The sequence below is a fragment of the Streptomyces sp. NPDC007205 genome (genome assembly GCF_040634095.1).
Lineage (GTDB): Bacteria > Actinomycetota > Actinomycetes > Streptomycetales > Streptomycetaceae > Streptomyces.
In genome coordinates this window covers 107,091-131,210 of record NZ_JBEYEW010000007.1, presented here as the reverse complement: position 1 = coordinate 131,210, position 24,120 = coordinate 107,091, and the positions used below count along the sequence as shown (strand labels likewise).

Here is a 24,120-nt window from a genome sequence, read left to right as displayed (position 1 = left end):
GCGCCGGCGTCACGCCGGTCCCTCGTCTCCCGAACGTACGCCATGCCACGGAGGTCCCCGATGTCACCCGTACGGGCCATGGGCGCTCCCTGGAGGCATCCGATGGCGGAAGCTGTCAGATGTGACCCTCCGCGCCCGCCCCGCCGTCCCAACGGGCCCGCCGCATGTCCAGTCGCGGCAGATGGCCCTCGGTGCTCCTGGCCGCCTCCTTCAGCGGTGTGCCCTCCGCGCGGTAGTGGGCCAGTGCGCGCAGCTCGTGGCCGGGCAGCAGCAGCCCGTCGGCGCGGACGACCCGCCACCACGGCACGGCGCCTCCGTAGAGGGACATCACCCGGCCGACCTGGCGCGGTCCCCCTTCCTCGAGCCACTCGGCGACATCGCCGTACGTCATGACCCGGCCCGGCGGAATCCGCTCGGCGACCTCGAGGACCCGCTCGGCGTACTCCGGCAGGGCGTTCGCGTACTCCTCCGCGACGTCCTCGGCAGCGCTCTGCTCGCTCATTCGTCCCATCCTGCCGCACCCCACCGACATCACGGCGCGGACCACGAGGAGCGGCCCTCTCGCCCCAGGGCGCCGCTTCCGGCAGACTGTGCGCCCACGCATCCGCACCCTGATGCCCGCGTGTGCCGGCGAGGCATGCCACCATCGTGCGGGCGGTGACTGGTGATACGAGACCAAGAAGAGACCATGAAGCAGCAGGGCGTGCACCCCGAGGGCGGGGCGGGCACCCCTGACGCCGGCGTGCGCCCCGGCACCGGTCCGCGCCGGCACGACGGCACCGAAGACGCCGGTCCGCCCAAGGACGACGGCACGCGCGCGGGTGAGGACGACGACCGCGCGCGCGACGGCGGCGACGACACCGAGGGGGCGCACGTCCCGGAGAACACGCCCCCCGGCCGCGGTCCGGGCGCAGACGACGACCCGCACGCCGAGGCCGTGGAGGGCGACGAACCGCTGCTCCCCGCGCGCGTGCACCGCCCCTCCGACCTGATGCGTCTCCTGGTGGGCCTGCTCGCCATCGTGGTGCTGCTCGCGATCTCCGCGTTCGCGCACGGCACCACCTCGGGCCTCGAACAGGACATCAACAAGGGCACCGGGCAGGCCCCCGACCTGCTCATCAGGTTCGCGGGCCTGGCGTCCAGCATCGCGATCCTGCTGGTACCGGTCGCCTTCGCGATCGAACGGCTGATCAAACGCGACGGGCTGCGCATCGCCGACGGCGTCCTCGCGGCCGTCCTCGCCCACGGAGTGACCCTCGCGACCGACCTGTGGGTCGCCAGGGCCGCCCCGGACTCGATCCAGGAGGCGCTCACCCAGCCCTCGCCGGGTGACATCCACGCCCTGACCGACCCGGTGCACGGCTACCTGGCCCCGGTCATCGCCTACATGACGGCCGTCGGCATGTCCCGCAGACCCCGATGGCGCGCAGTGCTGTGGATCGTCCTGCTGCTCGACGCGTTCTCGATGCTGGTCACCGGCTACACGACCCCGTTCTCGATCATCCTGACCGTGCTGATCGGCTGGACCATCGCCTACGGCACGCTGTACGCGGTCGGCTCCCCCAACGTCCGCCCCACCGGGCAGACCCTGATGGCGGGCCTCAGGCACGTCGGCTTCCACCCCGTCAGCGCGGCCCGCGAGGAGGTCGTGGACACGGAGAACGGCGACCGCGGCCGGCGCTACTTCGTCACCCTGGAGGACGGCCCGCCGCTGGACGTCACGGTCGTCGACCGTGAGCAGCAGGCCCAGGGCTTCTTCTACCGCGCGTGGCGCAATCTCACGCTGCGCGGTTTCGCCACCCGCTCCAGCCTGCAGTCGCTGCGCCAGGCGCTGGAGCAGGAGGCACTGCTGGCCTACGCGGCGATCGCGGCCGGCGCCCACGCGCCCAAGCTCATCGCCACCTCCGAACTCGGCCCCGACGCGGTCATGCTCGTCTACGAGCACACCGGAGGGCGCACGCTGGATTCGCTCACCGATGCCGAGATCACCGACGAGCTGCTGCGCAACACCTGGCACCAGGTGCTGGCGCTGCAGTCGCGGCGCATCGCCCACCGCAGACTCGCGGGTGACGCGATCCTGGTGGATCGTTCCGGCAGAGTGATCCTCACCGAGCTGCGCGGCGGCGAGATCGCGGCCGGGGAGCTGCTGCTGCGCATGGACGTGGCCCAGCTGGTCACGACGCTCGGCCTGCGGGTGGGGGCCGAGCGGGCCGTGGCCTCGGCGGTCGGGGTGCTCGGACCCGACGCGGTCGCCGACTGCCTGCCGATGCTGCAGCCGATCGCGCTGACGCGCTCCACGCGCGCGACGCTGCGCCGGCTGGCCCGGGAGCGCGCCGAGCGCGAACGGGAAGCGGTCCTGGAGGCGTCCCGGCAGGCCAAGCAGGCCCGCCTGGAGGAGGCCTCCGAGACGAACCCGGCCGCCCTGGAAAAGCCCGACAAGAAGACGGTCCGGGCCGAGCAGCGCGCGGAGCGGCGGGCCATCGACGAAGCCCTGGACGAGGCCCGCGAGGAGGACCTGCTCACGCAGATCCGGCACGAGGTGCTGCGGATCAGGCCGCAGGCCCCCGTGGAGCCGGCGCGGCTGGAGCGCGTGCGGCCGCGCACGCTGATCAGCTTCATCGCGGGTGCGATCGGCGCGTACTACCTGCTGACACAGCTCACCCACATCAAGTTCGGCACGCTGTTCGCGCAGGCCCAGTGGGGCTGGGTGATCGCCGCGGTGGCGTTCTCCGCGCTCAGCTATGTCGCCGCGGCGATGGCGCTGCTGGGGTTCGTGCCGGAGCGGGTGCCGTTCCTGAGGACGGTGGCGGCACAGGTCGCCGGGTCCTTCGTGAAGATCGTGGCGCCGGCCGCGGTCGGCGGTGTCGCCCTCAACACGCGCTTTCTGCAGCGCGCCGGCGTGCGCGCGGGGCTCGCGGTGGCGAGCGTCGGCGCGTCGCAGCTGTTCGGGCTCGGCTGCCACATCCTGATGCTGCTGTCCTTCGGCTATCTGACCGGCACCGAGAAGACCCCGTCGCTGTCGCCGTCCCGGACGGTCATCGCGGGTCTGCTGACCGTGGCGGTGCTGGTGCTCGTGGTGACGTCGGTGCCGTTCCTGCGGAAATTCGTCGTCACGCGCGTGAGGTCGCTGTTCGCCGGTGTCGTACCGCGCATGCTCGACGTGCTGCAGCGGCCGCAGAAGCTCGTCACCGGCATCGGCGGCATGCTCCTGCTGACGGCCTGTTTCGTGATGTGCCTGGACGCCTCCGTCCGGGCGTTCGGCGACGGCACGACCTCGCTGAGCATCGCCAGCGTCGCGGTCGTCTTCCTCGCCGGCAACGCGCTCGGGTCCGCGGCGCCCACCCCCGGCGGCGTGGGCGCGGTGGAGGCGAGCCTCACACTGGGCCTGATCGCCTTCGGCCTGCCCAAGGAGGTCGCCGCTCCGGCCGTCCTGCTGTTCCGCCTGCTGACGCTCTGGCTGCCGGTGCTGCCGGGGTGGCTGGCCTTCAACCAGCTCACTCGTAAGGGAGCCCTGTAAGCACACTCCGCACGGCAGGGCGCGCGTACCTCGTACGGCCCGCGCCCCGCGCGGGCCTCGGCGTGCGCCCCCAGGATGGGAGCATGGCGAACCCCTCCCCGCTGCGCGCCGCCGCGCTGATCACCACGGCCGTGCTGCTGTCCGCCCTGCTGGCCGGATGCGGCGACGGCAGCCCCAAGGACGGCGACCTCACGGCGCAGAAGCTGGACTGGAAGGACTGCCCGGCTCCGTCCGAGGCGGAGGGCGGCGGCAGCGCGCCCTCTCCGCTGCCGAACGGCACCACCTGGCAGTGCGCCACCATGCAGGCGCCGCTGGACTGGAACAGACCGAAGGGCGACACCATCGGCATCGCCCTGATCCGCGCCAAGGCCACCGGTCCCGCGAACCAGCGGATCGGCTCGCTCGTGTTCAACTTCGGCGGCCCCGGCGGCAGCGGCGTCAGCACGCTGCCCGCGTTCGGCGCGGACTACGCCGCTCTGGGCGCCCGCTACGACCTGGTCAGCTTCGATCCGCGCGGGGTCGGCCGCAGCGCGCCGGTGAAGTGCGAGAGCGACGCCCAGCTGGACGCGTACTTCCAACAGGACGCGACCCCGGACGACAGCGCCGAGCGCAGCGCGCTCCTGGACCGCACCAAGCAGTTCAACACGGCCTGCGAGAAGAACTCCAGGAAGATCCTGCCGCATGTGGCGACCACCGACGCGGCCCGCGACATGGACCTGATGCGCCAGGTCCTCGGCGACGCCAAGCTGCACTACTTCGGCATCTCCTACGGCACCGAACTCGGCGGCGTGTACGCCCACCTGTTCCCCAAGAACGTCGGCAGGGCCGTGCTCGACGCCGTCGTCGACCCCACGCAGAACCCCGAACAGAGCGCGCTGGGACAGGCCAGGGGATTCCAGCTGGCGCTCGACAACTTCGCCGCGGACTGCACCTCGAAGACCACGGAATGCCCGATCGGCGACACCGCGCAGGACGTGAAGAACCGCATCGCGAAACTCCTGAACGACCTGGAGAAGAAGCCGATCTCCGGCATCACACCGCGGCAGCTGACCCAGACCACCGCGACGAACGGCATCGCGCAGGCCCTGTACTCAAAGGACTTCTGGGAGTACCTCACCGAGGGCCTCGAACAGGCCTACGCGGGCGACGGCAAGATCCTGATGCTGCTGTCCGACTCGTTGAACGGCCGCAGCGAGAACGGCGAGTACAGCAACATCACGGCGGCGAACATCGCCATCAACTGCGCCGACGACAAACCGCGGTACACCGCCGACTACGTCCAGCAGAAGCTGCCCGAGTTCCGCGCCGCCTCCCCGCTGTTCGGGGACTACCTGGCCTGGGGCATGGTCAGCTGCACCGACTGGGCCGTGCCGGGCGCCGCCGACCATCCCGACGTCAGCGCGCCCGGCTCGGCCCCCATCCTCGTCGTCGGCAACACCGGCGACCCGGCCACGCCCTACGAGGGCGCGAAGAAGATGGTGGACGCACTCGGCAAGGGTGTCGCCGTCGAGCTGACGTACAAGGGCCAGGGGCATGGTGCGTACGACAGCAAGAACAAGTGCGTGCAGAGCGCGGTGAACGGCTACCTGCTCGACGGCAGGGAACCGAAGGCCGGCACGGTCTGCTCCTGACAGGGACGGGGCCCCGGACGCGTGCTGCTGCCCGGGGCCCCTGCTCCACGACTCAGCCGGGAGCGACTTCAAAACTCAGCCCCAGCGCTGAGCCTTGATACCGCCGTCGTAGTTCGTGTAGAGCACGCTCTCGTACTGGCCGAGCGTGAGCTTGGTCGCCTTGTCCTGGAGCCGCCAGCCGAAGGAGTCCTTGATCTCGTACCACTTCTGGTTGTCACCGCCGTTGCAGTGCACTACGTAGACCTTGCCGTCCTTGTTGCTGTCCAGGCAGTAGTCATAGCTGGTCTTGAGCGTCCAGGTCCCGTCGGACTGCTTCGTCTCGATCCACTTGGAGGGCGTCGAGCCGCAGTCCGCCGCTGCCATGGGGATGTTGTTGATGACGCCCAGGCACTTGCCGTTGCCCTTGTTCTGCCAGGTGACGGTGCCGTCGGCGAATGCCTCGCCGGCGCCCACCAGGATCACGGCCGGGGCCAGGATCATCGCCGCGAGCCTGCCCATCAAACGCTTCTTCATCGAAACTCCCCGTATCTTCTGTCGAGCGTGACGACAGCGGCGACACAAGATCGCGAGGTGGTCATGCCTCGCTCATGGCCGGACAACCGCTGTGACTGTGATCACGCATGGGACGTCAACCTCAACGCGCCGACACGCGCGCAAAGTTGACCCCAAGCTAGCTGAAAGGATCATCGCACCGCAATGCACATATCCCAACGCCGGACAGAGGTCACGAACCGTCACATGGCCCTCACCGTCGGCGCGGCGGGAGCTCACCGGTGAGGTCACACGGGGAGACAGCCGACCACGACAGAGGCCCACGGCGTCCGAACCGGTCGGAGCCGTGGGCCTCTTCAGTGCCGCTGGCCGGTGGGCAAGCCGGTCAGTAGGTCAGTAGACGGGCTTGTGCGGTTCGATCTGGTTGACCCAGCCGATGACGCCGCCGCCGACGTGGACGGCGTCGGCGAAGCCCGCGGACTTCAGGACGGCCAGGACTTCCGCACTGCGGACACCCGTCTTGCAATGCAGGACGATCTTCTTGTCCTGCGGGAGGGTCTCCAGGGCGGTGCCCATGAGGAACTCGTTCTTCGGGATCAGCCTGGCGCCCGGGATGGAGACGATCTCGTACTCGTTCGGCTCGCGGACGTCGATGATCTCGATGCTCTCGCCGTCGTCGATCCACTCCTTGAGCTGCTTCGGAGTGATCGTCGAGCCGGCGGCCGCCGCCTGGGCCTCCTCGGAGACGACGCCGCAGAAGGCCTCGTAGTCGATGAGCTCGGTGACGGTCGGGTTCTCGCCGCAGACCGCGCAGTTCGGGTCCTTGCGGACCTTGACCTGGCGGTAGGTCATCTCCAGGGCGTCATAGATCATCAGGCGGCCGACCAGCGGCTCGCCGATGCCGGCGAGGAGCTTGATGGCCTCGTTGACCTGGATGGAGCCGATGGACGCGCACAGCACGCCCAGGACGCCGCCCTCGGCGCAGGAGGGGACCATGCCGGGGGGCGGGGGCTCCGGGTAGAGGCAGCGGTAGCAGGGGCCGTGCTCGGACCAGAAGACGGAGGCCTGGCCGTCGAAGCGGTAGATCGAACCCCACACGTACGGCTTGTTCAGCAGCACGCACGCGTCGTTGACCAGGTAGCGGGTCGCGAAGTTGTCCGTGCCGTCGACGATCAGGTCGTACTGGCCGAAGATGTCCATCACGTTGTCGGCTTCCAGCCGCTCCTCGTGCAGGACCACGTTCACGTACGGGTTGATGCCCTTGACCGTGTCACGCGCGGACTCGCCCTTGGAGCGGCCGATGTCCGACTGGCTGTGGATGATCTGGCGCTGCAGGTTCGACTCGTCGACCTCGTCGAACTCCACGATGCCGAGGGTGCCCACGCCCGCGGCGGCCAGGTACATCAGCGCCGGCGAGCCCAGGCCGCCGGCGCCCACACAGAGCACCTTGGCGTTCTTCAGCCGCTTCTGCCCGTCCATGCCCACGTCGGGGATGATCAGGTGGCGGGAGTACCTGCGGACCTCGTCTACGGTGAGCTCAGGAGCTGGCTCGACCAGGGGTGGCAGCGACACGGGGACTCCGTTGGTCGGTCAAACAGTACGGTTGTTCTCCCCGTAACACTGCCACGGCCTTTTTCATTCCGAGACACCTGTTCCGATACGCGAGACGATGTCGTCCCAGTAGCCGGGCATCGTCTCCCACGGATCGGCGCGGGCACGGTGGTCCGTGCGGTCGGTGAAGTAGATCGTCGCCGCTCCCTGCCAGCGGGCGATGCGCAGCGCCTCCTCCAGATGGCCGCGGGGCACACCGTGCACGAAGTGGCAGAAGCGGTCCGGCGGATAGTCGGCGGTCCACTCCGCGACCTGCGACCAGCGGTAGTCGGACCAGGAGCCGGAGAAGGTGACCAGCTGGTCGGCGTTCTCGGCATAGCCATGGTGCGGGTGGGTGCCGTGGCCGAGGACGATGTGGGCGGTGTCACTGATCGCCCGCAGGGTGGTGACCGCGCGGCGGACCTCGGGGAGTGCCGCGCGGTCGGTGGGGCAGCGGTCCAGCAGGAAGCCGTCGACGCGGTACCAGTCGAGGTGGCGGTGGGCGTCGGAGATCAGATCGGCGAAGGCGCGGGCGCCGTGGGTGAGGTCCAGGTGGCCAAGGACCCGTACGCCCGCGCCGCGCAGCCTCGCCGCCGCTTCCAGGCAGTGCGGGTCGGGGCGGGTGCCCGGTCCGGCGGCCACATTGAGGACCACCCAGTCCAGCGGGGTGCCGGGACGGGCCAGTTCGGCCCACTGGGCGGGGGCGACCAGCGGATGGGCGTAGCCGGGGATGCCGAGGGCGGTGCGCAGGCCGGTGCCCGTGGCGCCTGCTGTGGTGCTGGTCAGATGCGGCATGCCGCCTCCATCCAGATGTCTGCCAGGGATTCTTCGAGGTTGATGCGGGGCCGCCAGCCGAGCCGGTCGCGTGCGGTGCGCACGTCGGCCTGCTGCCAGCTGCCGCAGCCGTCCGGGTAGGGGTACGCGACCGGCGCCGCGTGGTCGGGGTCGGTGCGGGGGTGGCCGATGGTGCTGCGCAGCGGGCCGGGCGGGGCGTCGAGTTCGTGCAGGGCGCCGCCGTAACCGGCCACGCGCGCGAGGACGGCGGCGGCGTCGCGCAGGCGCACGGCACGGCCGGAGCCGATGTTGATGACGCCCTGCGCGGCGGAGAGCGAGGCGGCGTGCACGGCGCGGGCGACGTCGCGTACGTCGACGAAGTCGCGCTGGGCGCCGAGGCCGCCGAGCTTGAGTTCGCCGTCGCCGGACTGCATGGCGCGCCGCATGGCCTCGGCGAGCCGGCCCAGCGGGGAGCCGGCCGGGGTGCCGGGGCCGGCCGGCGAGAAGACCCGCAGCACGACGGCGTCCAGGCCGGAGCCGAGGACCAGTTCGGTCGCGGCGAGCTTGCTGACGCCGTACGGGCCGCCGGGGCGCGGTACGGCGTCCTCGGCGGTGGAGGAGCCGGGCTGGCTCGGCCCGTACTCGGCGCTGCACCCGATCTGCACCAGACGGGCGCCGCAGCCGCTGCGGCGCAGTGCCTCGCAGACGGTGGCGACGGCGACGGTGTTGTGCCGGGTGAGTTCGCGGGCGCCGCCGCGGATGGCGCCGGCGCAGTTGATGACGACCCCGGGGTGCACCGCGTCGAGGAAACGGGTGAGTGCGCCCGGGCTGCCGGTGGCCAGGTCGAAGCGGACGTCGGCGTCGTCGCCGCGGCCGAGCGCGGTGAGCTGGACGGCCGGGTCGGCGAGCAGACGGTCGGCGACGAACCGGCCGATGTATCCGTTGGCTCCGATCAGCAGGACCCTCATCGGGCGGCTCCCGGGGTGTGGGCGCCGGCCTGAGCGGCGATACCGGCGTGGCGGGCGGGGCTTGTATGGCCTGTGGACCCGGCGTGGCAGACGGGTCTGCCGGCGGATCCGGTCGTTCCCCGGACTCCGGCTCCGGCGGTCCCGGGGGCTCCGGACGTTCCGGGTCGGGAGGTGGTCATCTGGTGTTCTCCTTCAACAGGGGCGGTGCGGTCGCCTCCGGCGGTCCGGGCCGGCGGCGGGAGGTTCAGTCGGGAGCTCCCGTGGGCGCGTGTGCCGAGGCCCGGGTCAGCGTGCGGGCGGCGTGGAGCAGGAGGGCCAGCGCCGCGGTGCCGCAGGCGAGGGCCGGGACGGCGGCCTCGCCCCAGGCGTGCACGAGGGCGCGGACGGGGGCCGCCAGGACGGCGCAGCCGGGCAGCCTCGCGGCCGGCGGCAGGGCGAGGGCCGCCGCCTCCGTGACCGCCGCGGCGCCGAGCAGCACGGCCGGGGCGTGCCGGTGGTGGTGCACGGTGAGCAGCCGGGCGAGCAGGAGCAGGGCGCCCAGGGCGAGGGTCTGCGGGTAGGCCGCGGGTTCGTGCAGGACGGTGCCGCACACCAGGAGCAGTGCGGTGAGCGCGCCGAGGAAGAGCGCGAACGTGCCGAACAGCAACGGTCGGGCGGCGGCCGTGAAGTCCTCCAGGCCCCTGCTGCCGGCGAGCCTGCGGCGGGCGCCCGCGGTGAGCAGGTGGGCGCACCAGGCAGCCGGGGCGCAGGCCAGGGTGAGGGCGAGGGCGGGCGCGTCGGCCGTGGGCCAGGGGCCGTCCGGGGCGCCGGTCGGCAGGGCGTCGGGGCCGCCCGTCAGGACGGCGTGCAGCAGGCCGTCGCCGAGGAGGGCGTATCCGAGGAGCCAGAGCGTCCACGCGCGTGTGCCGTGTGCCGTGTGCCGCACGCGCGTGCCGTGCGCCGTCCGCCACGCGTGTGTGCCGGACGGGCCGGCGAGGGGGCCGCGGCGCAGTGCGGCCCGCGTGGCGAGGGCGAGGGCGACGATGCCGGCGAGGGCGACCAGGAGGCGGGGGTGGCCGCCGGTGAGGCGCAGTCCTGCCACGGTGGCCGCGCCGAGGGCGCCGGGCAGGAGGGTGAGCAGCATGCGGTCCGGGCGGACACGGGGTGCGGGCGGTGACTCCGTCTCGGGGCCGCGCTCACCGGTGCGCGGCACGCGCGCGTACAGCTCCTCGGCGAGCGCGAAGACGTCGCGGTGGCGGAAGCGGGCGGCGGTCCGGTCGGTGACACCGTGCGCCTCCAGCCCGGCGGCGATCTCCAGCGGGTCCACGGCCCGCTCGCACAGCTCCCGGTGCCGGTGCAACAGGGCCTTCACGGGGTCGGCGGCACCGCGCCGGGGTACGGCGACGCGCCGCCGGCTCGGTTCGGCGCTGGCCGAATGCCCGTCACCGGCCGGCGGGTTGCCCCACTCGTCCGACCGCACGTCCCAGGGCTCGGCGCCGCCGGGCATCCCGGGCCGGTCCAGCCCGACCGACGTACCGTCCTCGTTCGGCTCACCCACCGCGCTGCTCCCGTGTCCGTCCCGTACGCCCATCACGCCCCCTCCGCAGCGGCCAGCGGTGTCGCGCGCACCGGTGGGGCCGTGGCCCAGCCGGGCGCGGTCCGGGGCAGGACACGGGCCGTGGGGCCGGTCCAGCGGCCGGGGACGCGGGACTCGGCGGGGGTGGCGAACGGCCGTGGCTCGCCGGCCTCGTCGAGGACGACCCGGCGGACCGGACAGTGCGAGACGATCTGCAGGTAGATGCCGTGGAACGCCGCGATGTTCTGCTCGACGGTGAACAGTTCGAGCGCGCGGGCGCGCGCGGCGGCGCCGAGGCGCGCACGGCGCTCGGGGTCGCGCAGCAATGCCACGCACGCCTCCGCGAGCGCCCTCGGATTGCGCGGGGGTACGACGAGTCCCGTGCCCCCGATGACCTCGACCACCGCGCCGACGTCGGTGGACACCGTGGCCCGGCCGCAGAACATGGCTTCGATGAGGCCGATCGGGAAGCCCTCGACCACGCTGGACAGCACGACGACCGCGCCGGCGGCGTACGCGTCGGGCAGCGTGGGGGCCTCCGGGCCGCCGATCTCCTCGAAGGAGACCGGGTTGTCGCCGACCGAGTGCACGCCCTCCGCCTCGTCCGGGAAGAGCTGCGCGGCGAGCGCGCGGCAGTGGCCGAGGTAGGCCGCGCCCTCGGGGCCGGCGGGCGCGCCGACGATCCTGAGGCGGGTCCTGGGTTCCTCCTTGCGTACCTCGGCGAAGGCGTGCAGCAGCGAGATCAGGTCCTTGGCGGGCTCCACGCGCCCGACCCACACCAGTGTGTCCGGGGCGGCGTGGTCCGGGGCCTCGCCGACGTCCGAGAAGCGGGTGGCGTCCATGCCGGGGTGGACCGTGCGGATCCTGGCCCGGTCGGCGCCGCACCGTTCCTGCCAGCGGCGGGCGTGGGCGTTGCCGGGGGTGAGGATCTCGGCCCGCCGGTAGACCTCGGTGGCGAGCCGGCCGTGGAAGGCGCCGAGCAGCGCGCGTACCGCGGGGGCGGCGGTGCCGGGGCCGAGGGCCAGGTAGTGCGAGCGCAGGGGGACGCCGTACTCGGTGACGAGCAGCGGTACGTCGGCGAAGTGCCGGGCGAGCAGTCCGGGGACGGCGGCCGAGCCGCCGGCGGTGGCGTGACAGAGGTCGGCCGCGCCCAGGCCGTCGTCGCCGTACCAGTCGAGGGAGAGCGGGCGCAGGGCGCGTTCGAGGTGTGCGGTGACGGTGAGCAGGTCGGGTACGCGCGCCTCGTGCGCCGTGCGCAGCGCACCGGGGGTGCGGCAGACGCGTTCGAGGGTGCGCACGGCGGCGTCCGAGCGCAGCGCGCCGACCAGTCCGCCCTTGTCACGGGCGAGTTCGGCGAGTCCGTACAGCGCGCTGCCGAAACGGTCCGCCAGAGCAGCGGCCCCCTCCTCGGAGGCGGCATCGGCGCAGGTCCCCGCGCACACCGCCGCGACCAGTTCGCCGTAGCACTCGGTGAAGCGCCGGCGCGCACGCCGCCCGTGGGCGACCCCGTCGTCCTCGGCTGTCCACAGCGGCGCCGTACGCACCCCGCTGACCTGCGGTGGGAGCGCGACCCAGCCGTCGTCCTCCTGCTGTCGGCTGCGGCTGAGCGCGTAGACGTCGAACTCGTGCTGCTCCAGCCCGCGCACGAGCCGGTCGCACCAGAGTCCGGCGTCACCGTCCACAAACGGGTAGCCACCCTCGGTAAGCAGTCCGATACGCACGTGTGCACCCCCGATCTCCCGTCCGGTGAGCCGCACTGGTCCCAGCGGCTCGCAGCGGGATGAACGTAAGGGGACAAGGCGGTGGCGCGACGGACGGTTGTCCATCACGCCACCAAAAGGGGTGAACGGTCGTAACTTTCCCGTGCGGGTGGCGTTCGGCCGCGCTAGGGCTTCACACCGCGATCAACCACGCACGAAACGTTACGCCACGGCCGGTTCCCGGCGGGCTGCACGGCGCTGGGCCGCCAGGTCCGGGTCGAGGGCCGGTACGGCGGCCAGGAGCTGCCGGGTGTAAGGCTCGCGCGGGCTGTCGTACACCTCGTCCGCCGGCCCGTACTCGACGACCCGGCCCCGGCGCATCACCGCGACGCGGTCGCTGACCTGCCGGACGACGGCGAGGTCGTGCGCGATGAAGACGAGCGCGAGGCCGAGTTCCCGCTGGAGTTCGCCGAGCAGCTCGACCACCTGGGCCTGTGTGGTGACGTCGAGCGCGGAGACGGGCTCGTCGCAGACGATGACGCGCGGTTCGGCGGCGAGTGCGCGGGCGATGCCGATGCGCTGGCGCTGGCCGCCGCTGAACTCGTGCGGGTAGCGGTCGTAGTGCGCCGGTTCGAGCCCCACACGCTTGAGCAGTTCCGTCACGCGCCCCTTGATGCGCTCCTCGTCGCTCCCCCACTCCCGGCTTCGCTCGAGCGGGGGGACCCCCATCCCACGCGCGCGTAGCGGATCGGCGATCGACTCGCCCACGCTGCGGCGGGGGTTGAGGGAGGAGACGGGGTCCTGGAAGACCATCTGGACGGCCGGGTTCACGCCGGTGTGCGGGCGGTCCTCGTAGCGGATCGTGCCCGCGGTCGGATCCAGCAGCCCGACGAGCATGCGGCCGAGGGTGGTCTTGCCGCTGCCGCTCTCGCCGACCACGCCGAGGGTCTCGCCGCGCCGGACGGTCACCGACACGTCGTCGACGGCCGCGAACGCCCGCTTGCCGCGCCCGAACTCGCGCCGCACGCCGGTGGCCTCCAGCACGACCTCGTCGGTGGCCGGGGAGCCGGTACGGCGCGCGTCCACGCGCGGGACCGCATCGAGGAGTTCGCGGGTGTACGCCTCGGCGGGCGCCGCGAGGACCGTGCCGACGGGGCCGTGCTCGACGGCCCTGCCGTGCCGCATGACGAGGATGTCGTCCACGCTCTCGGCGGCGACGCCCACGTCATGGGTGACCAGCAGCAGACCCGTGCCGGTCTCCTCGCGCAGAGTGTGCAGCAGGTCGAGGATCTGGGCCTGGACGGTGACGTCGAGGGCGGTGGTCGGCTCGTCGGCGATCAGCAGCTCCGGTTCGCAGGCGAGGGCCATGGCGATCAGCGCGCGCTGGCGCATGCCGCCGCTGAACTCGTGCGGGCGGGACCGGGAGCGCCGTGCCGCGTCCGGGATTCCGACGCGCTCCAGTACCTGCACGGCACGCGCGCGTGCGCTACGACGCGACACGCGCGCGTGGACGCGGTAGACCTCGGCGATCTGGTCGCCGATCGCGTAGTACGGGTCCAGCGAGGACAGCGGGTCCTGGAAGACCATGGCGGCCTTGGCGCCGCGCAGCCGCCGCAGTTCCTCGTCGGAGGCCCCCTGCACGTCGGTGCCGGCGACGCGCACCGAGCCGGCGACCCGTGCCCCGGTGCCCCGGTGCAGGCCCAGCAGGGCGCCCGCGACCGTGGACTTGCCGGAGCCGGACTCGCCGACGAGGGCCAGCGCGGCGCCCTTCGCCAGGCTGAAGGAGAGACTGTCCACGGCCCGCAGCGAACCGAACTCGACGGTCAGGTCCGTCACTTCCACCAGGCTCATGCGAGCACCACCCGTCGGTCGGCCACCGCGTACAGAACGTCCGCGACGGCGTTGGCGAGGACCACGAAGAAGCCGATGACGAGGACCATGCCGACGACCACCGGCAGATCGACGACCTTCACGGCGTGCACCAGCTCCTGGCCGATGCCGGGCAGGCCGAAGAGGGTCTCGGTGAGGACGGCGCCGCCGACGGCCGAGCCGAAGGTGACCGCGTTGAGCGCGATCACGGAGGCGGTCGCGCCGCGCAGGGCGTGCCGGGCGATCACCGCCCGCTCGCTGACGCCGTACGCACGGAAGGTCCGGATGTGGTCCTCGGCGAGGGTCTCCAGCATCGACGCCCGGGTCAGCCGGGCGAAGTTGGCCGACTCGACGAGGGCGAGGGAGAGCCAGGGCAGCAGCAGGTTCCACGCCCACTGTTCGGGGTCGTCGGTGAAGTTCACGTACTGCGGGAAGGGCAGCAGCTGGAGTTCGCCGCAGACGACGATCATCAGGACCAGGCCGATGACGAAGACGGGCGTGGCGACGCCCGCCAGCGTGATCGCGGTCAGCACGCGCTCGCTGAGCCGGCCGCGCCGCCAGGCGGACAGCACGCCGGTGCCGACGCCGAGCAGCAGCCAGATCACCATCGCGCCGAGCACCAGCGAGAAGCTCACCGGCAGCTTGGTCAGGATGATGTCGGTGACCTGCTGGTCGGTCTGGTACGACTGGCCGAGGCAGGGCGCCGGGCAGTGCTCCACGGACGTGCCGGTGGAAAAGTTTTGGCCGGCGAACAGGCCCTGCAGGAAGTGCCAGTAGCGCACGTACAGCGGGTCGTCGAGGTGCAGCTGCTGGGCCACCTGGTGGACCTGGGGTGGGGAGCAGCGCGGGCCGCAGGTGATCTGGGCGACGTTGCCGGGGGTGACGTAGAAGACGACGTAGATGATCACCGAGAGAGCGAACAGGGTGACCACGGCGCCGATCACGCGGCGCAGGACGAACCCGGTGAGGCCTTTCATGCCCGGTCCTCCTTCTTCGGTACGGCCGTCACCGCATCCGGTACGGCCGTCACCGCATCCGGTACGGCCGTCTCCGCATCCGGTACGGCCTTCTCCGCCTTCGGTACGGCCTTCTCCGCGCGGGCCTCGCGTTTGCGGCCCGTGCCGACGCGCAGGCGGGAGGCCGCGCGCGGGTCGAGGGCGACGCGGACGCCGTCGCCGAGGACGGTCATCGCGAAGACGGTCACGAACAGGGCACCGGCGGGCAGCAGCAGGTACTGCGGGGCCGCCTGGTACCAGACGTCGGCGGAGGTGAGCATCTGCCCCCAGGACGGCGTCGGCGGCTTCACACCGACGCCGAGGAAGGACAGGGCCGCCTCGGCGCTGATGTTCGCCGGAATCAGCAGCGCCGCGTAGGTGATGACCGGCGCGGCCAGCCCCGGCAGCAGCTCGCGCACGGCGGTCCGCGAGGTGCTCCAGCCGCTGAGCCGGGACGCGGCGACATAGTCGAGGTTCTTCAGGGTGAGGGTCTGGGCGCGCACCATCTTCGCCGTCGTGCTCCAGCCGGAGACCAGGGCGATGACAAGGGCGACGAGCACGGGCCGCGGGAAGCTGTTCGGGACGATGGCGAGCAGCGCGAGCGCCATGATCATCAGCGGCATCGACACGAAGATGTCGGTGATCCGGCTCAGGACGAGGTCGACCCAGCGGTTGCCCAGCCCTGCGGCGACGCCCATGAGGACGCCGATGACGACCTGCGCCACCGTCGCCGCCAGCGCCACCCCCAGGGACACCCGCGCCCCGTACACCAGTCGCGCGAACATGTCGCGGCCGGTCTGGGGTTCGACACCCAGCCAGTGGTCGGCGCTCATGCCGCCGAAGGAGCCGACGGGCACGCCACCGCGCGCGGAGTCGATCAGGGACGGGTGGTACGTGGTGGGGTCCTGGCCCTCCAGCGCGGTGAGCAGCGGCGCGGCGAGCGCGATCAGGACGAGCAGCGCGACGACGGCCGCGGCGACCAGGGCGGCGCGCTGCGCCCGCAGCCGCCGCCAGAACTGACGTGCCCCCGAGGCCGCCGGGACGGCAGTGTCCGTCCCGGCGGGCTCGATGGCGACAAGTGCCTCGCTCACAGTGCTACTTCACCGCGACCTGGGAGATGTCGAGGACGCCGGTCCAGTCGCTGATGACGATGTTCTTGACGTCCTTGCCGTACAGGCGCTTGTAGACCGGGTGGAACAGCGGCACGACGAGGGCCTTCTCGCCGATCTTCCTGTCCAGTGCGCCCCATCGCTTGGCGGCCGCGTCAAGGTCGGTCAACTTGTTGATCGCATCAATCTCGTCATTGACCGACTTGTCGTTGAGCAGGCCCGTGTTGAAGTTCGCGCCGTCCTTGACGATCTGCCGGCCGTCGAAGACCGGGGCGAGGAAGGGACCGCCGGAGGGCCAGTCGGCACCCCAGTGCGCGAGGAAGAAACCGGGCTCGGTCTTCACGCTGTGGACCTTGTCCCGGTAGTCGTTGTCCTCCAGGCCCTGCAGCCTGACCGTGATGCCGGCCTTCTTGAGCGCGTCCTGGACGGCGGTGGCGATCTCCGGGCTGGTCTCGAAGTCCTTGGCGTTGGAGTGGGTCAGGGTCACCGTGAGCCCGCTCTTGTAACCGGCCTGGGCGAGCAGTTCCCTGGCCTTGGCCGGGTTGCCCGAGGCACCGGCGGGGAACGGGTCGTACGGCGTGTGGCCGAAGGACTTCTGGTCGGGCAGGAAGGTGGTGGCGGGCTCGGCGAGCGCGCTGCCGCCGGCCGCGTTGACCACCGAGGACCGGTCGATGGCGTAGGCGATGGCCTCACGCACCTTGGGGTTGTCGAACGGCTTCACGGTCGGGTTGAACGCGATGTAGTTGGTGTAGCCGAAGTGGCCGGTGCCCACGCGCGTGGCCAGTTCCTTGTCGCCGCCGACCTTGGCGAGCTCGGCCGGACCGAGGTTGGTGTCCGTGGTGACCGCGGCCGCGTCCGCACCCTGGGACGCGGACAGCCGCTGGTTGATCACGGAGGAGTCCAGCCCGGAGCGGACGTCGATGGTGTCCGGGTAGGCCTTGCGCTCGTCGTCGGTGGCCGCCGACCAGTTCGCGTTACGCGTGAGGAGCACGTGCTCGCCGTCGTTCTCGTTCTTGACGACCTTGTAGGGGCCGGACGAGACCGGGTGCTCCTCGTACTTGGTGCCGTTGTCCTTGCCCTTGGGCACCGGGGCGAACTGCGTCTGTGTGGCGAGGAACGGGAACTCGCCCTCGGGCTTGTTCAGATGGAAGACGATGGTCCGCGCATCCGGCGTCTCGATCGCCGAGAGGCCCTTCTTGTCCTTGTAGGGCCCCTGGTAGTCGGCCGCGTCGGCCAGCCAGTCGCGCAGATAGGGCGCACCGCCGGAGAGTTCGGGGGCGAAGGAGCGCTCGATGCCGTACTTGATGTCGGCCGAGGTGATCGGCGTGCCGTCCTCGAACTTCAGTCCCTTCTTCAAGGTGTACGTCCACACGGTCGCGTTCTTGCTGGGGCGTCCGGTGTCGGTGGCGAGGTCGGGGACGACCTTGGCGCCGGCCGCGCCGTTCTCGCGGTTGCGCGTGGTGAGGGTGCGGAAGACCAGCGAAGGGACGTTTCCGCCGCCGGAGGTGTAGAGGCGGGCGGGGTCGAAGTCGGTCTGCGGCTGGGAGTTCAGCACCGTCAGCGTGCCGCCCTTGTGGGGCGTCGAGTCGCCACCGGACCCCTTGGCATCGTTGTCCTTCGGGCCGCAGGCGGCGGCGCCCGCTGCCACGACCAGGCTGACGGATGCCGCTGCCACGCGGCGCGCTGTGACGGACGGTTGACGCATCGGAATGACGACCTCTCGAATACTGAGACTGATGGACGAGGAGTGAGACGCTTGCGGGCAGACGTCAGCCTCGGCGTCGGGTCGTCGGAAAATCAGCGTCGAAGAATTCGTGACTCCGTCACGGACGCAGAAAGAGCAAAGGGGTCGCGACGCGAACGCCAGGGAGGCGGCGTCAGCGACAGTGGATGTCGGACACGCAGAGCGCGGTCACACCGATGAGCGCCAGCTCGATGGCGGCGCTCTCACAGACGGTATGACCAGACCACATGCGCAGAAATATGAACGAACTTACGACTCATGTCAATGTGACATGAGCGGCGCCTGTCAACTCCGGGGATAGGGCCAGGGGTTGGGCAGACAGTGGATTCCGTCATGGTTCAGGAACTTGGTCTGCTGTTGCATGACGGGGGCGAGTTCGCCGTCCTTCTGGCATGTCACATGGCCGTGGCCGAGCCGGTGCCCGACCTCGTGGTTGATCAGCATCTGCCGATAGGCATGGATTTTGTCGCCATATGTCTTGCTGCCCTGGGCCCATCTGTACGCATTGATCATCACGCGTTCGGTGGCGGCCGAGTCGCAGGAGACGTTGTCCTCCGTGGTGTCCAGCCCGGACTTGGCGCACCACTTGGCGGTCGTACCGGGACTGGCCAACGTGATCACGAAGTCGGGCTTGCCGGAGGAGATCCGCTCGAAGGTACGGGCACCGCCGTGGGCCCAACTCCGGTCGTCGTTCAGGGTCTTCTGCACGGCCTCGGCGAACAGCTCGCCGTCAAGCCCCAGCCCCTGCTCGATGTCCACGCGGTAGGTGTACTTCTGTCCCTTGCCGGGCGCCTTGGCGAAACCGGGCACCGCGTCGAACTTCCCCGGGCCCTTCAGCGTGGCGCTGAGCGGGTACGTCCGGCCCATCTTCTGCTCGTACGACAGCGTGGCCGTGCCCGGCGAGGCCTGTCCGCCGGGGGTGCGCGCGTCACGGGCCTGGTCGGTGGCGGAGTGCGACTGCACGGCACCGCCGTCGCGCGACTCGGTCACCTGTCCGGCGACGACCACCGCGAGGACCGTGGTGACGGCGGCCGCGGCGATGCCCGTGAAGGTCCGGCCGCGCGGCGTCCCCTGGGGGACGGTGCCGCCGTCCTGCGGCTGCGGCTGCGTCGCGGTCGCCCGCGCGGTTCCCCGCGCCCCCTGCGGGGCGCTGTCGCCGGGGCCGTCCGTCTCCGGCGCGTCGGCCGGGTGCCGCTCGGCGGGGCGGGGCTTCCCCACACGGGGCGCGAAGACGCCAACGTCGTCCTCGGCGCCGACAGCGCCGGCGCGCCCGTCGGCGAAGGCTTCGAGGTACTCCTGCCGGGGCCCAGCGCCGGACCCCGGCCCCGCCGGTCGCTGCTGCTGCGGAATCCCGACACCGGGACCGGTCGCCCCCGCGAACTGCCCCCAGCCGCCCCCGGCTTCCCGCTGCTCGGGGTGCCCCCCACGCGCAGGACCACCGTCACGAAGGCGGGGCACACCGTGTGCGGGGGTGCCGTCGGGGAGCCTCGGCATGCCATGAGCCGGGGTGCCGTCGCCGAGACGCGGCATGCCATGAGCCGGGGTGCCGTCGCCGAGACGCGGCACTCCATGGGCGGGGGTGCCGTCCGGGAATGTCGGCGGGCCCTGGGGGGCGCGCGGCGGATGGCCCGCGGCGGCGCCCACCCCGCCCGTCGGCGCCTGGCGCTGCCCTCGCGGCGCCTGTCGTTGACCCGGCAACACCGGTTGTCCGCCGCTCTGCACCGGACTGTCCCCGCCGTCGCCCGAGCGGGTGTCCGGCTGTTCGCTGCGCCTGGCGACTATGTCCGCGGCGTCGCCCTTGGGGGCCGGGCCGCGGCGGCTGTGGCGTCCCACGCCGGCCTCAGCTCCCCGCGCCCGGATCGGTGCCGCTGTCCTCGGTCTCCGCGAGGAGTTCCCGGAACGCCGTGGCCACCACGTCCGGGTACTCCATCATCGCCACGTGCCCGGCGTCCGGCAGGGACAGCAGGCGGGAGGCACGGAAGGCACGGGCGGCCCGGTGGGCCATGCGGAAGCCGACCAGCTGGTCACGGCCGCCGTAGATGAGCAGGGTCGGCGCGAGCACGCGCTCGGCCTGGCGCCACAGCCCGTGCTGTCCGCCGAGTGTGTAGGCGTTGACGATGCCGCGCGCGGAGCGGGTCATCGCGTCCCAGAAGTACGGCAGCCGCAGCCGCCGCTCCAGCTCCTCCACGGCGTGCCCGAACGCCTCGGGCGACACGCGCGCGGGGTCGCCGTAGCAGAGCGCCAGGACCCCGCGCACCCGCTGCTCAACGGTCCACTCCTTGGTCAACCGGGTGAACAGGGCGGTGACACCGGGCACGCCGAGCAGGGCGGTCGGCGCCGCGGTGCGCTGGATGCGCAGCTCCGGCAGGGCGGGCGACACCAGGGTGAGCGTACGGACCAGGTCGGGTCGTACGGCGGCCACGCGCGTGGTGACCGCGCCGCCGAGCGAGTTGCCGAACAGGTGGACCGGGCCGCGGCCGGCCGCGTCGAGATAGCGGATCACCGCGCGCGCGTGCCCGGTGACCGAGTAGTTCCCGTCGTCCGGGGGCGGGGAGTCGCCGAAGCCCGGCAGGTCGACGGCCTCGCTGTCGACGACGCCGTCCAGCTCGGCCATCAGCGACGACCAGTTCTGCGAGGAGCCGCCGAGTCCGTGGACGTACAGGGCAGGCGGCAGGCCCTCGCGCGCGGGACGGCGGGAGCGGATCGACAGGGTGACGCCGGGCAGCCCCACGGACCGCAGCCGTTCGCCCTCACCGACCCGGACGGGCGCCACCTTCGGAAGCACACTGGCGGCCGGCACGGACGGCGACTCGGTCGAAGACATGCGGCAATGTTACGAGGTGATCACGCCGAGGTTCATGTGGCGGCCGTCACAGACTGAACCGTGGGTGACGGGTGAACCGGACTGCGCGTGGGCCCTCCGCGACGGGTGAACAGGGGCGACGAACGGGGGAGACGGCATGGCGTCCGGATCTGCTGTCTCCTAGGCTCGTACAGAGGGCACCCACATGTGGCCCCTGCTTCTTCCAGGGACATTCGTAGGAAGGGAGCCCATCATGGCCTATGACCCGATTGAGCCCGACACCATCGACGACCTGGAGGCCGACACGGACCCCGAGATCGATGTCGAGGCCCCCGAAGTGGACGCCGCCGAGCAGCACGCGGACGTCAAGCCGGACCGGGACGATCCCCTGACGGAAGTGGATCCGGACCGCGCCAACGAGGCCGATCTGGTCGAACAGGCGCGCGTGGTCTCACTCGACGAGGACGACTACCGCTGACGTCGACGCGCTCCTGCGGCCGCACCCGGCACCCACTGCCGCTTTCGCCGCCGTCCGGTACGTGAAATTCTGCGCTCGCACCGCGCACACCACGGTTACCGAAAAGTACGATGGCGGCGCGGCTGACACCGCGATATGGACGACTTTGGGAGGCGGCGTGACAGCCATCGAGCAAACTGAGGCGGTACGCCCACGTGGCACCCGTCTGCCGCGCCGAGCCCGACGGAACCAGCTGCTGGGCGCCGCCCAGGAGGTCTTCGTCGCGCAGGGCTATCACGCGGCCGCGATGGACGACATCGCCGAGCGGGCCGGCGTGAGCAAGCCGGTGCTCTACCAGCATTTCCCCGGCAAGCTCGATCTCTACCTCGCCCTGCTGGACCAGCACTGCGAGTCGCTGATCCAGTCCGTGCGCAGCGCGCTGGCGTCGACGACCGACAACAAGCAGCGCGTCCGGGCCACGATGGACGCGTATTTCGCGTACGTCGAGGACGACGGCGGTGCCTTCCGGCTGGTCTTCGAGTCGGACCTGACGAACGAGCCGGCGGTGCGCGAGCGCGTCGACAAGGTCACCAACGACTGCGCCGAGGCGATCTGCGACGTCATCGCCGAGGACACCGGCCTCTCGCGCGCGGAGTCGATGCTGCTCGCCTCCGGCCTCGGCGGTCTCGCCCAGGTGGTGGCCCGTTCCTGGCTGCACAGCGACCGCAGCGTGCCGCGCGACCAGGCGGTGCAGCTGCTCACCTCGCTGGCCTGGCGGGGCATCGCGGGCTTCCCCCTGCACGGCAGCGAACACCACTGACGGCTGTTTGTTCCCGTGCGCTGTTCGCTGACGGCGTTCGGGCCCGCAGCGTGTACGTCCCCTCACCGGACTAATGTGTGCGGGGTACGGCGCGGAAGATCGCGCACATCACTGGCCGTCGGAGGGACAAAGCCGTGGAGGTCAAGATCGGCGTGCAGTACGCGCCCCGCGAGATCGTTCTGGAGAGCGGTCAGAGCGTCGAGGAGGTCGAGCGCCTGGTGTCGGACGCGCTGGCCGGCAAGACGCAGTTGCTGAGCCTGCAGGACGAGAAGGGCCGCAAGGTCCTGGTGCCGACGGACCGCCTGGCGTACGTGGAGATCGGCGAGCCGACCGTGCGCAAGGTCGGGTTCGGCACGCTGTAGGCCAACCTCGTGAGAAGGGCCCGGCGGCCTGTGCCGCCGGGCCCTTCCGCATGCGGATCGCACACATGTGGCGCACAACTTCTCCACAGCGGAGGATTGCGCTCCGCAGGTCACGGGTATGACGGGCTACGACCGTTCAAGGCAGACCGGCCGTGGGAGGGACCCGACATGATCCTGGAAGCACTCGGCTCCGCAGTGCTCGGTCTGGCCTTCGCCCTGATCGCGGCGTACCGCCTGTCCCACCGGCTGCCGGCCCGCCCGCTGGTCCTCTCTACGGGCATCGCCGGCGCCCTCTTCGGCGACTTCGTCACCCACACCGCCCTCGGCTCCGCCGCCACCTGGCCGAGCCTCCTGGGCGCCGCGATCATCTCGGCGGCGTCGCTGTCCCTGCTGCTCCGCCCGGCGGGCGGGCTGCGCCGACGATCATTGACGGCGTAGGCGAAGCCGAGCCGTCAGGGGCGCGGGGAACTGCGCGAACAACCACGACTCGACCCGCACCCGCCAACGAGCGGAACCGGCACCCCAGTAGGCGCTACGCGGCCAGGCCCAGCGCAGCCATCCGCTTCGTGTGCGCCTCCGTGATCCGCGAGAACATCCTCCCGACCTCCGCGAGATCGAACCCGTCGGCCACCCCGCCCACGAGCATCGTCGACAGCGCGTCCCGGTCGGCGACCACCCGCTGGGACTGCGACAGCGCCTCGCCCATCAGCCGCCGCGCCCACAGGGCCAGCCGGCCGCCCACCCGCGGGTCGGCGTCGATGGCGGCCCGCACCTTCTCCACCGCGAACCCGGCGTGCCCCGTGTCGTCGAGGACGGCGAGGACGAGCTCGCGCGTGTCGGAGTCGAGACGCGCCGCGACCTCCCGGTAGAAGTCGCTCGCGATCGAGTCGCCGACGTACGCCTTGACCAGTCCCTCCAGCCAGTCGGAGGGCGCGGTCTGCTTGTGGAAGCCGTCCAGGGCCGCGACGAACGGGTCCATCGCGGCCGTCGGCTCCTCGCCGATCTCGGTCAGCCGGTCCCGCAGCCGCTCGAAGTGGTGGAACTCGGCCGAGGCCATCTTCGCCAGCTCCGCCTTGTCCGCGAGGGTCGGAGCCAGCTTGGCGTCCTCCGCGAGCCGCTCGAACGCCGCCAGCTCGCCGTACGCGAGCGCACCGAGCAGATCCACGACGGCGGCGCGGTACTGTGGGTCGGCGGAGGCCTGCGCCCAGTCCTGGGCGGCGACACCGGTGGGTTCGGCGGAGGCGGCGGACCCGTTCTCAGGCTTGTCAGAGCTAGTCATGAGCCGCACAATAGCCCGCTTGGCCCTCCTCGTAGCCCCTGGTCAACCACTGTGACGACCATGACGTGACCAATTCGGCCATCGCATGTGCGCGAATCCGGGGTATGGTGGTAATGCGCCTGCCAGAGTGCGTCGACGATGTACGACGTCTCCCGACAGGGCGCACGCATGAGGATGCCCGGTCGGTGGCCCGATCGGCTCCGACCCGACAGCCCTCCCTGGCCGTACGTGAGAGTACGTACGACGACCGGAGGGACACCCTCAGCGGTACGAGCGCTAGAGCGTCGGCAGAGGTCCCGTGTCATACGGCTTGCCTTGAATGGTTCGCCCGTACGGCAGCCGACGTCCCCCGGCACGGTCGCACACGATCCCCCGCGCTCGCCTCGCACCGCGCACACAGAAGAGGCATGACCCTGACTACGACGTTCCGCGAACTTGGGATCCTCCCCGAGACC

At 71.6% G+C, this 24,120-nt stretch carries 21 protein-coding genes; 6 read left to right on the top strand and 15 right to left on the bottom strand.

Annotation, left to right across the window (positions count from 1 at the left end):
- Positions 1-115 precede the first annotated feature (115 nt).
- Positions 116-502 carry an MGMT family protein gene (locus ABZ624_RS14690; protein WP_360087280.1) on the bottom strand — a complete coding sequence of 129 codons (387 nt, stop codon included), beginning with the start codon at positions 500-502 and terminating at the stop codon, positions 116-118.
- A gap of 186 nt (positions 503-688) precedes the next feature.
- Between ABZ624_RS14690 and ABZ624_RS14685 the strand changes: the two genes are divergently transcribed.
- Together ABZ624_RS14685 and ABZ624_RS14680 are read left to right on the top strand one after the other, a co-directional pair.
- Positions 689-3,517, top strand: coding sequence for a lysylphosphatidylglycerol synthase transmembrane domain-containing protein (locus ABZ624_RS14685; protein WP_360087277.1), 2,829 nt, complete (start codon positions 689-691; stop codon positions 3,515-3,517).
- A gap of 83 nt (positions 3,518-3,600) precedes the next feature.
- The gene (locus tag ABZ624_RS14680; RefSeq protein WP_360087274.1) at positions 3,601-5,148 is read left to right on the top strand and encodes an alpha/beta hydrolase; all 1,548 of its coding nucleotides are present in this window, start codon (positions 3,601-3,603) and stop codon (positions 5,146-5,148) included.
- Positions 5,149-5,223: 75 nt separating this feature from the next.
- On the opposite strand, the gene ABZ624_RS14675 is transcribed toward ABZ624_RS14680, so the two are convergent.
- The 13 genes from ABZ624_RS14675 to ABZ624_RS14615 form a co-directional block, all read right to left on the bottom strand.
- Positions 5,224-5,661 carry a hypothetical protein gene (locus ABZ624_RS14675; protein WP_360087271.1) on the bottom strand — a complete coding sequence of 146 codons (438 nt, stop codon included), beginning with the start codon at positions 5,659-5,661 and terminating at the stop codon, positions 5,224-5,226.
- A gap of 372 nt (positions 5,662-6,033) precedes the next feature.
- Positions 6,034-7,212: an adenylyltransferase/sulfurtransferase MoeZ gene (gene moeZ / locus ABZ624_RS14670; protein WP_360087268.1), complete on the bottom strand. Its 1,179-nt coding sequence runs from the start codon at positions 7,210-7,212 to the stop codon at positions 6,034-6,036.
- A 63-nt stretch (positions 7,213-7,275) separates the two neighbouring features.
- Positions 7,276-8,025, bottom strand: coding sequence for a spherulation-specific family 4 protein (locus tag ABZ624_RS14665; protein ID WP_360087265.1), 750 nt, complete (start codon positions 8,023-8,025; stop codon positions 7,276-7,278).
- Positions 8,013-8,972, bottom strand: coding sequence for an NAD-dependent epimerase/dehydratase family protein (locus ABZ624_RS14660; RefSeq protein ID WP_360087262.1), 960 nt, complete (start codon positions 8,970-8,972; stop codon positions 8,013-8,015). Before ABZ624_RS14660 ends, ABZ624_RS14665 begins: the two co-directional genes overlap by 13 nt.
- A 244-nt stretch (positions 8,973-9,216) precedes the next feature.
- Positions 9,217-10,458: a hypothetical protein gene (locus ABZ624_RS14655; RefSeq protein ID WP_360087812.1), complete on the bottom strand. Its 1,242-nt coding sequence runs from the start codon at positions 10,456-10,458 to the stop codon at positions 9,217-9,219.
- Positions 10,459-10,541: 83 nt separating this feature from the next.
- Entirely contained in the window at positions 10,542-12,248 is a 1,707-nt protein-coding gene (locus ABZ624_RS14650) for a DUF3492 domain-containing protein (protein ID WP_360087259.1), read from the bottom strand.
- Positions 12,249-12,449: 201 nt separating this feature from the next.
- On the bottom strand, positions 12,450-14,078 hold the full coding sequence (locus tag ABZ624_RS14645) for an ABC transporter ATP-binding protein (protein ID WP_360087256.1): 1,629 nt from the start codon (positions 14,076-14,078) through the stop codon (positions 12,450-12,452).
- A complete protein-coding gene (locus ABZ624_RS14640) occupies positions 14,075-15,073 on the bottom strand; it encodes an ABC transporter permease (RefSeq protein WP_360087253.1) in 999 nt (332 codons plus the stop codon). Before ABZ624_RS14640 ends, ABZ624_RS14645 begins: the two co-directional genes overlap by 4 nt.
- Positions 15,070-16,182, bottom strand: a complete 1,113-nt coding sequence (locus ABZ624_RS14635) for an ABC transporter permease (protein ID WP_360087250.1) — start codon at positions 16,180-16,182, stop codon at positions 15,070-15,072. Before ABZ624_RS14635 ends, ABZ624_RS14640 begins: the two co-directional genes overlap by 4 nt.
- 4 nt (positions 16,183-16,186) lie before the next feature.
- Positions 16,187-17,905 carry an ABC transporter substrate-binding protein gene (locus tag ABZ624_RS14630; protein WP_360087247.1) on the bottom strand — a complete coding sequence of 573 codons (1,719 nt, stop codon included), beginning with the start codon at positions 17,903-17,905 and terminating at the stop codon, positions 16,187-16,189.
- Between the two features lie 172 nt (positions 17,906-18,077).
- The gene (locus ABZ624_RS14625) at positions 18,078-18,173 is read right to left on the bottom strand and encodes an Ms4533A family Cys-rich leader peptide (protein ID WP_360087244.1); all 96 of its coding nucleotides are present in this window, start codon (positions 18,171-18,173) and stop codon (positions 18,078-18,080) included.
- Positions 18,174-18,229: 56 nt separating this feature from the next.
- Positions 18,230-19,777, bottom strand: coding sequence for a DUF3152 domain-containing protein (locus ABZ624_RS14620; protein ID WP_360087241.1), 1,548 nt, complete (start codon positions 19,775-19,777; stop codon positions 18,230-18,232).
- A gap of 7 nt (positions 19,778-19,784) precedes the next feature.
- Complete coding sequence (locus ABZ624_RS14615) at positions 19,785-20,768, bottom strand: alpha/beta hydrolase (protein WP_360087238.1); 984 nt, start codon at positions 20,766-20,768, stop codon at positions 19,785-19,787.
- 232 nt (positions 20,769-21,000) lie between these two features.
- Here ABZ624_RS14615 and ABZ624_RS14610 point away from each other — a divergent pair, with 232 nt between their 5' ends.
- The 4 genes from ABZ624_RS14610 to ABZ624_RS14595 all read left to right on the top strand — a co-directional run bounded on the left by ABZ624_RS14610 (position 21,001) and on the right by ABZ624_RS14595 (position 22,824).
- Positions 21,001-21,225: a hypothetical protein gene (locus ABZ624_RS14610; RefSeq protein WP_360087235.1), complete on the top strand. Its 225-nt coding sequence runs from the start codon at positions 21,001-21,003 to the stop codon at positions 21,223-21,225.
- A gap of 157 nt (positions 21,226-21,382) precedes the next feature.
- On the top strand, positions 21,383-22,024 hold the full coding sequence (locus ABZ624_RS14605) for a TetR/AcrR family transcriptional regulator (protein ID WP_360087232.1): 642 nt from the start codon (positions 21,383-21,385) through the stop codon (positions 22,022-22,024).
- A 134-nt stretch (positions 22,025-22,158) separates the two neighbouring features.
- The gene (locus ABZ624_RS14600) at positions 22,159-22,386 is read left to right on the top strand and encodes a DUF3107 domain-containing protein (protein ID WP_031163497.1); all 228 of its coding nucleotides are present in this window, start codon (positions 22,159-22,161) and stop codon (positions 22,384-22,386) included.
- Positions 22,387-22,554: 168 nt separating this feature from the next.
- On the top strand, positions 22,555-22,824 hold the full coding sequence (locus ABZ624_RS14595) for a hypothetical protein (protein WP_360087229.1): 270 nt from the start codon (positions 22,555-22,557) through the stop codon (positions 22,822-22,824).
- Between the two features lie 94 nt (positions 22,825-22,918).
- Here ABZ624_RS14595 and ABZ624_RS14590 read toward each other — a convergent pair whose 3' ends face one another.
- Positions 22,919-23,665, bottom strand: coding sequence for a ferritin-like fold-containing protein (locus ABZ624_RS14590; RefSeq protein WP_360087226.1), 747 nt, complete (start codon positions 23,663-23,665; stop codon positions 22,919-22,921).
- Positions 23,666-24,120 lie beyond the last annotated feature (455 nt).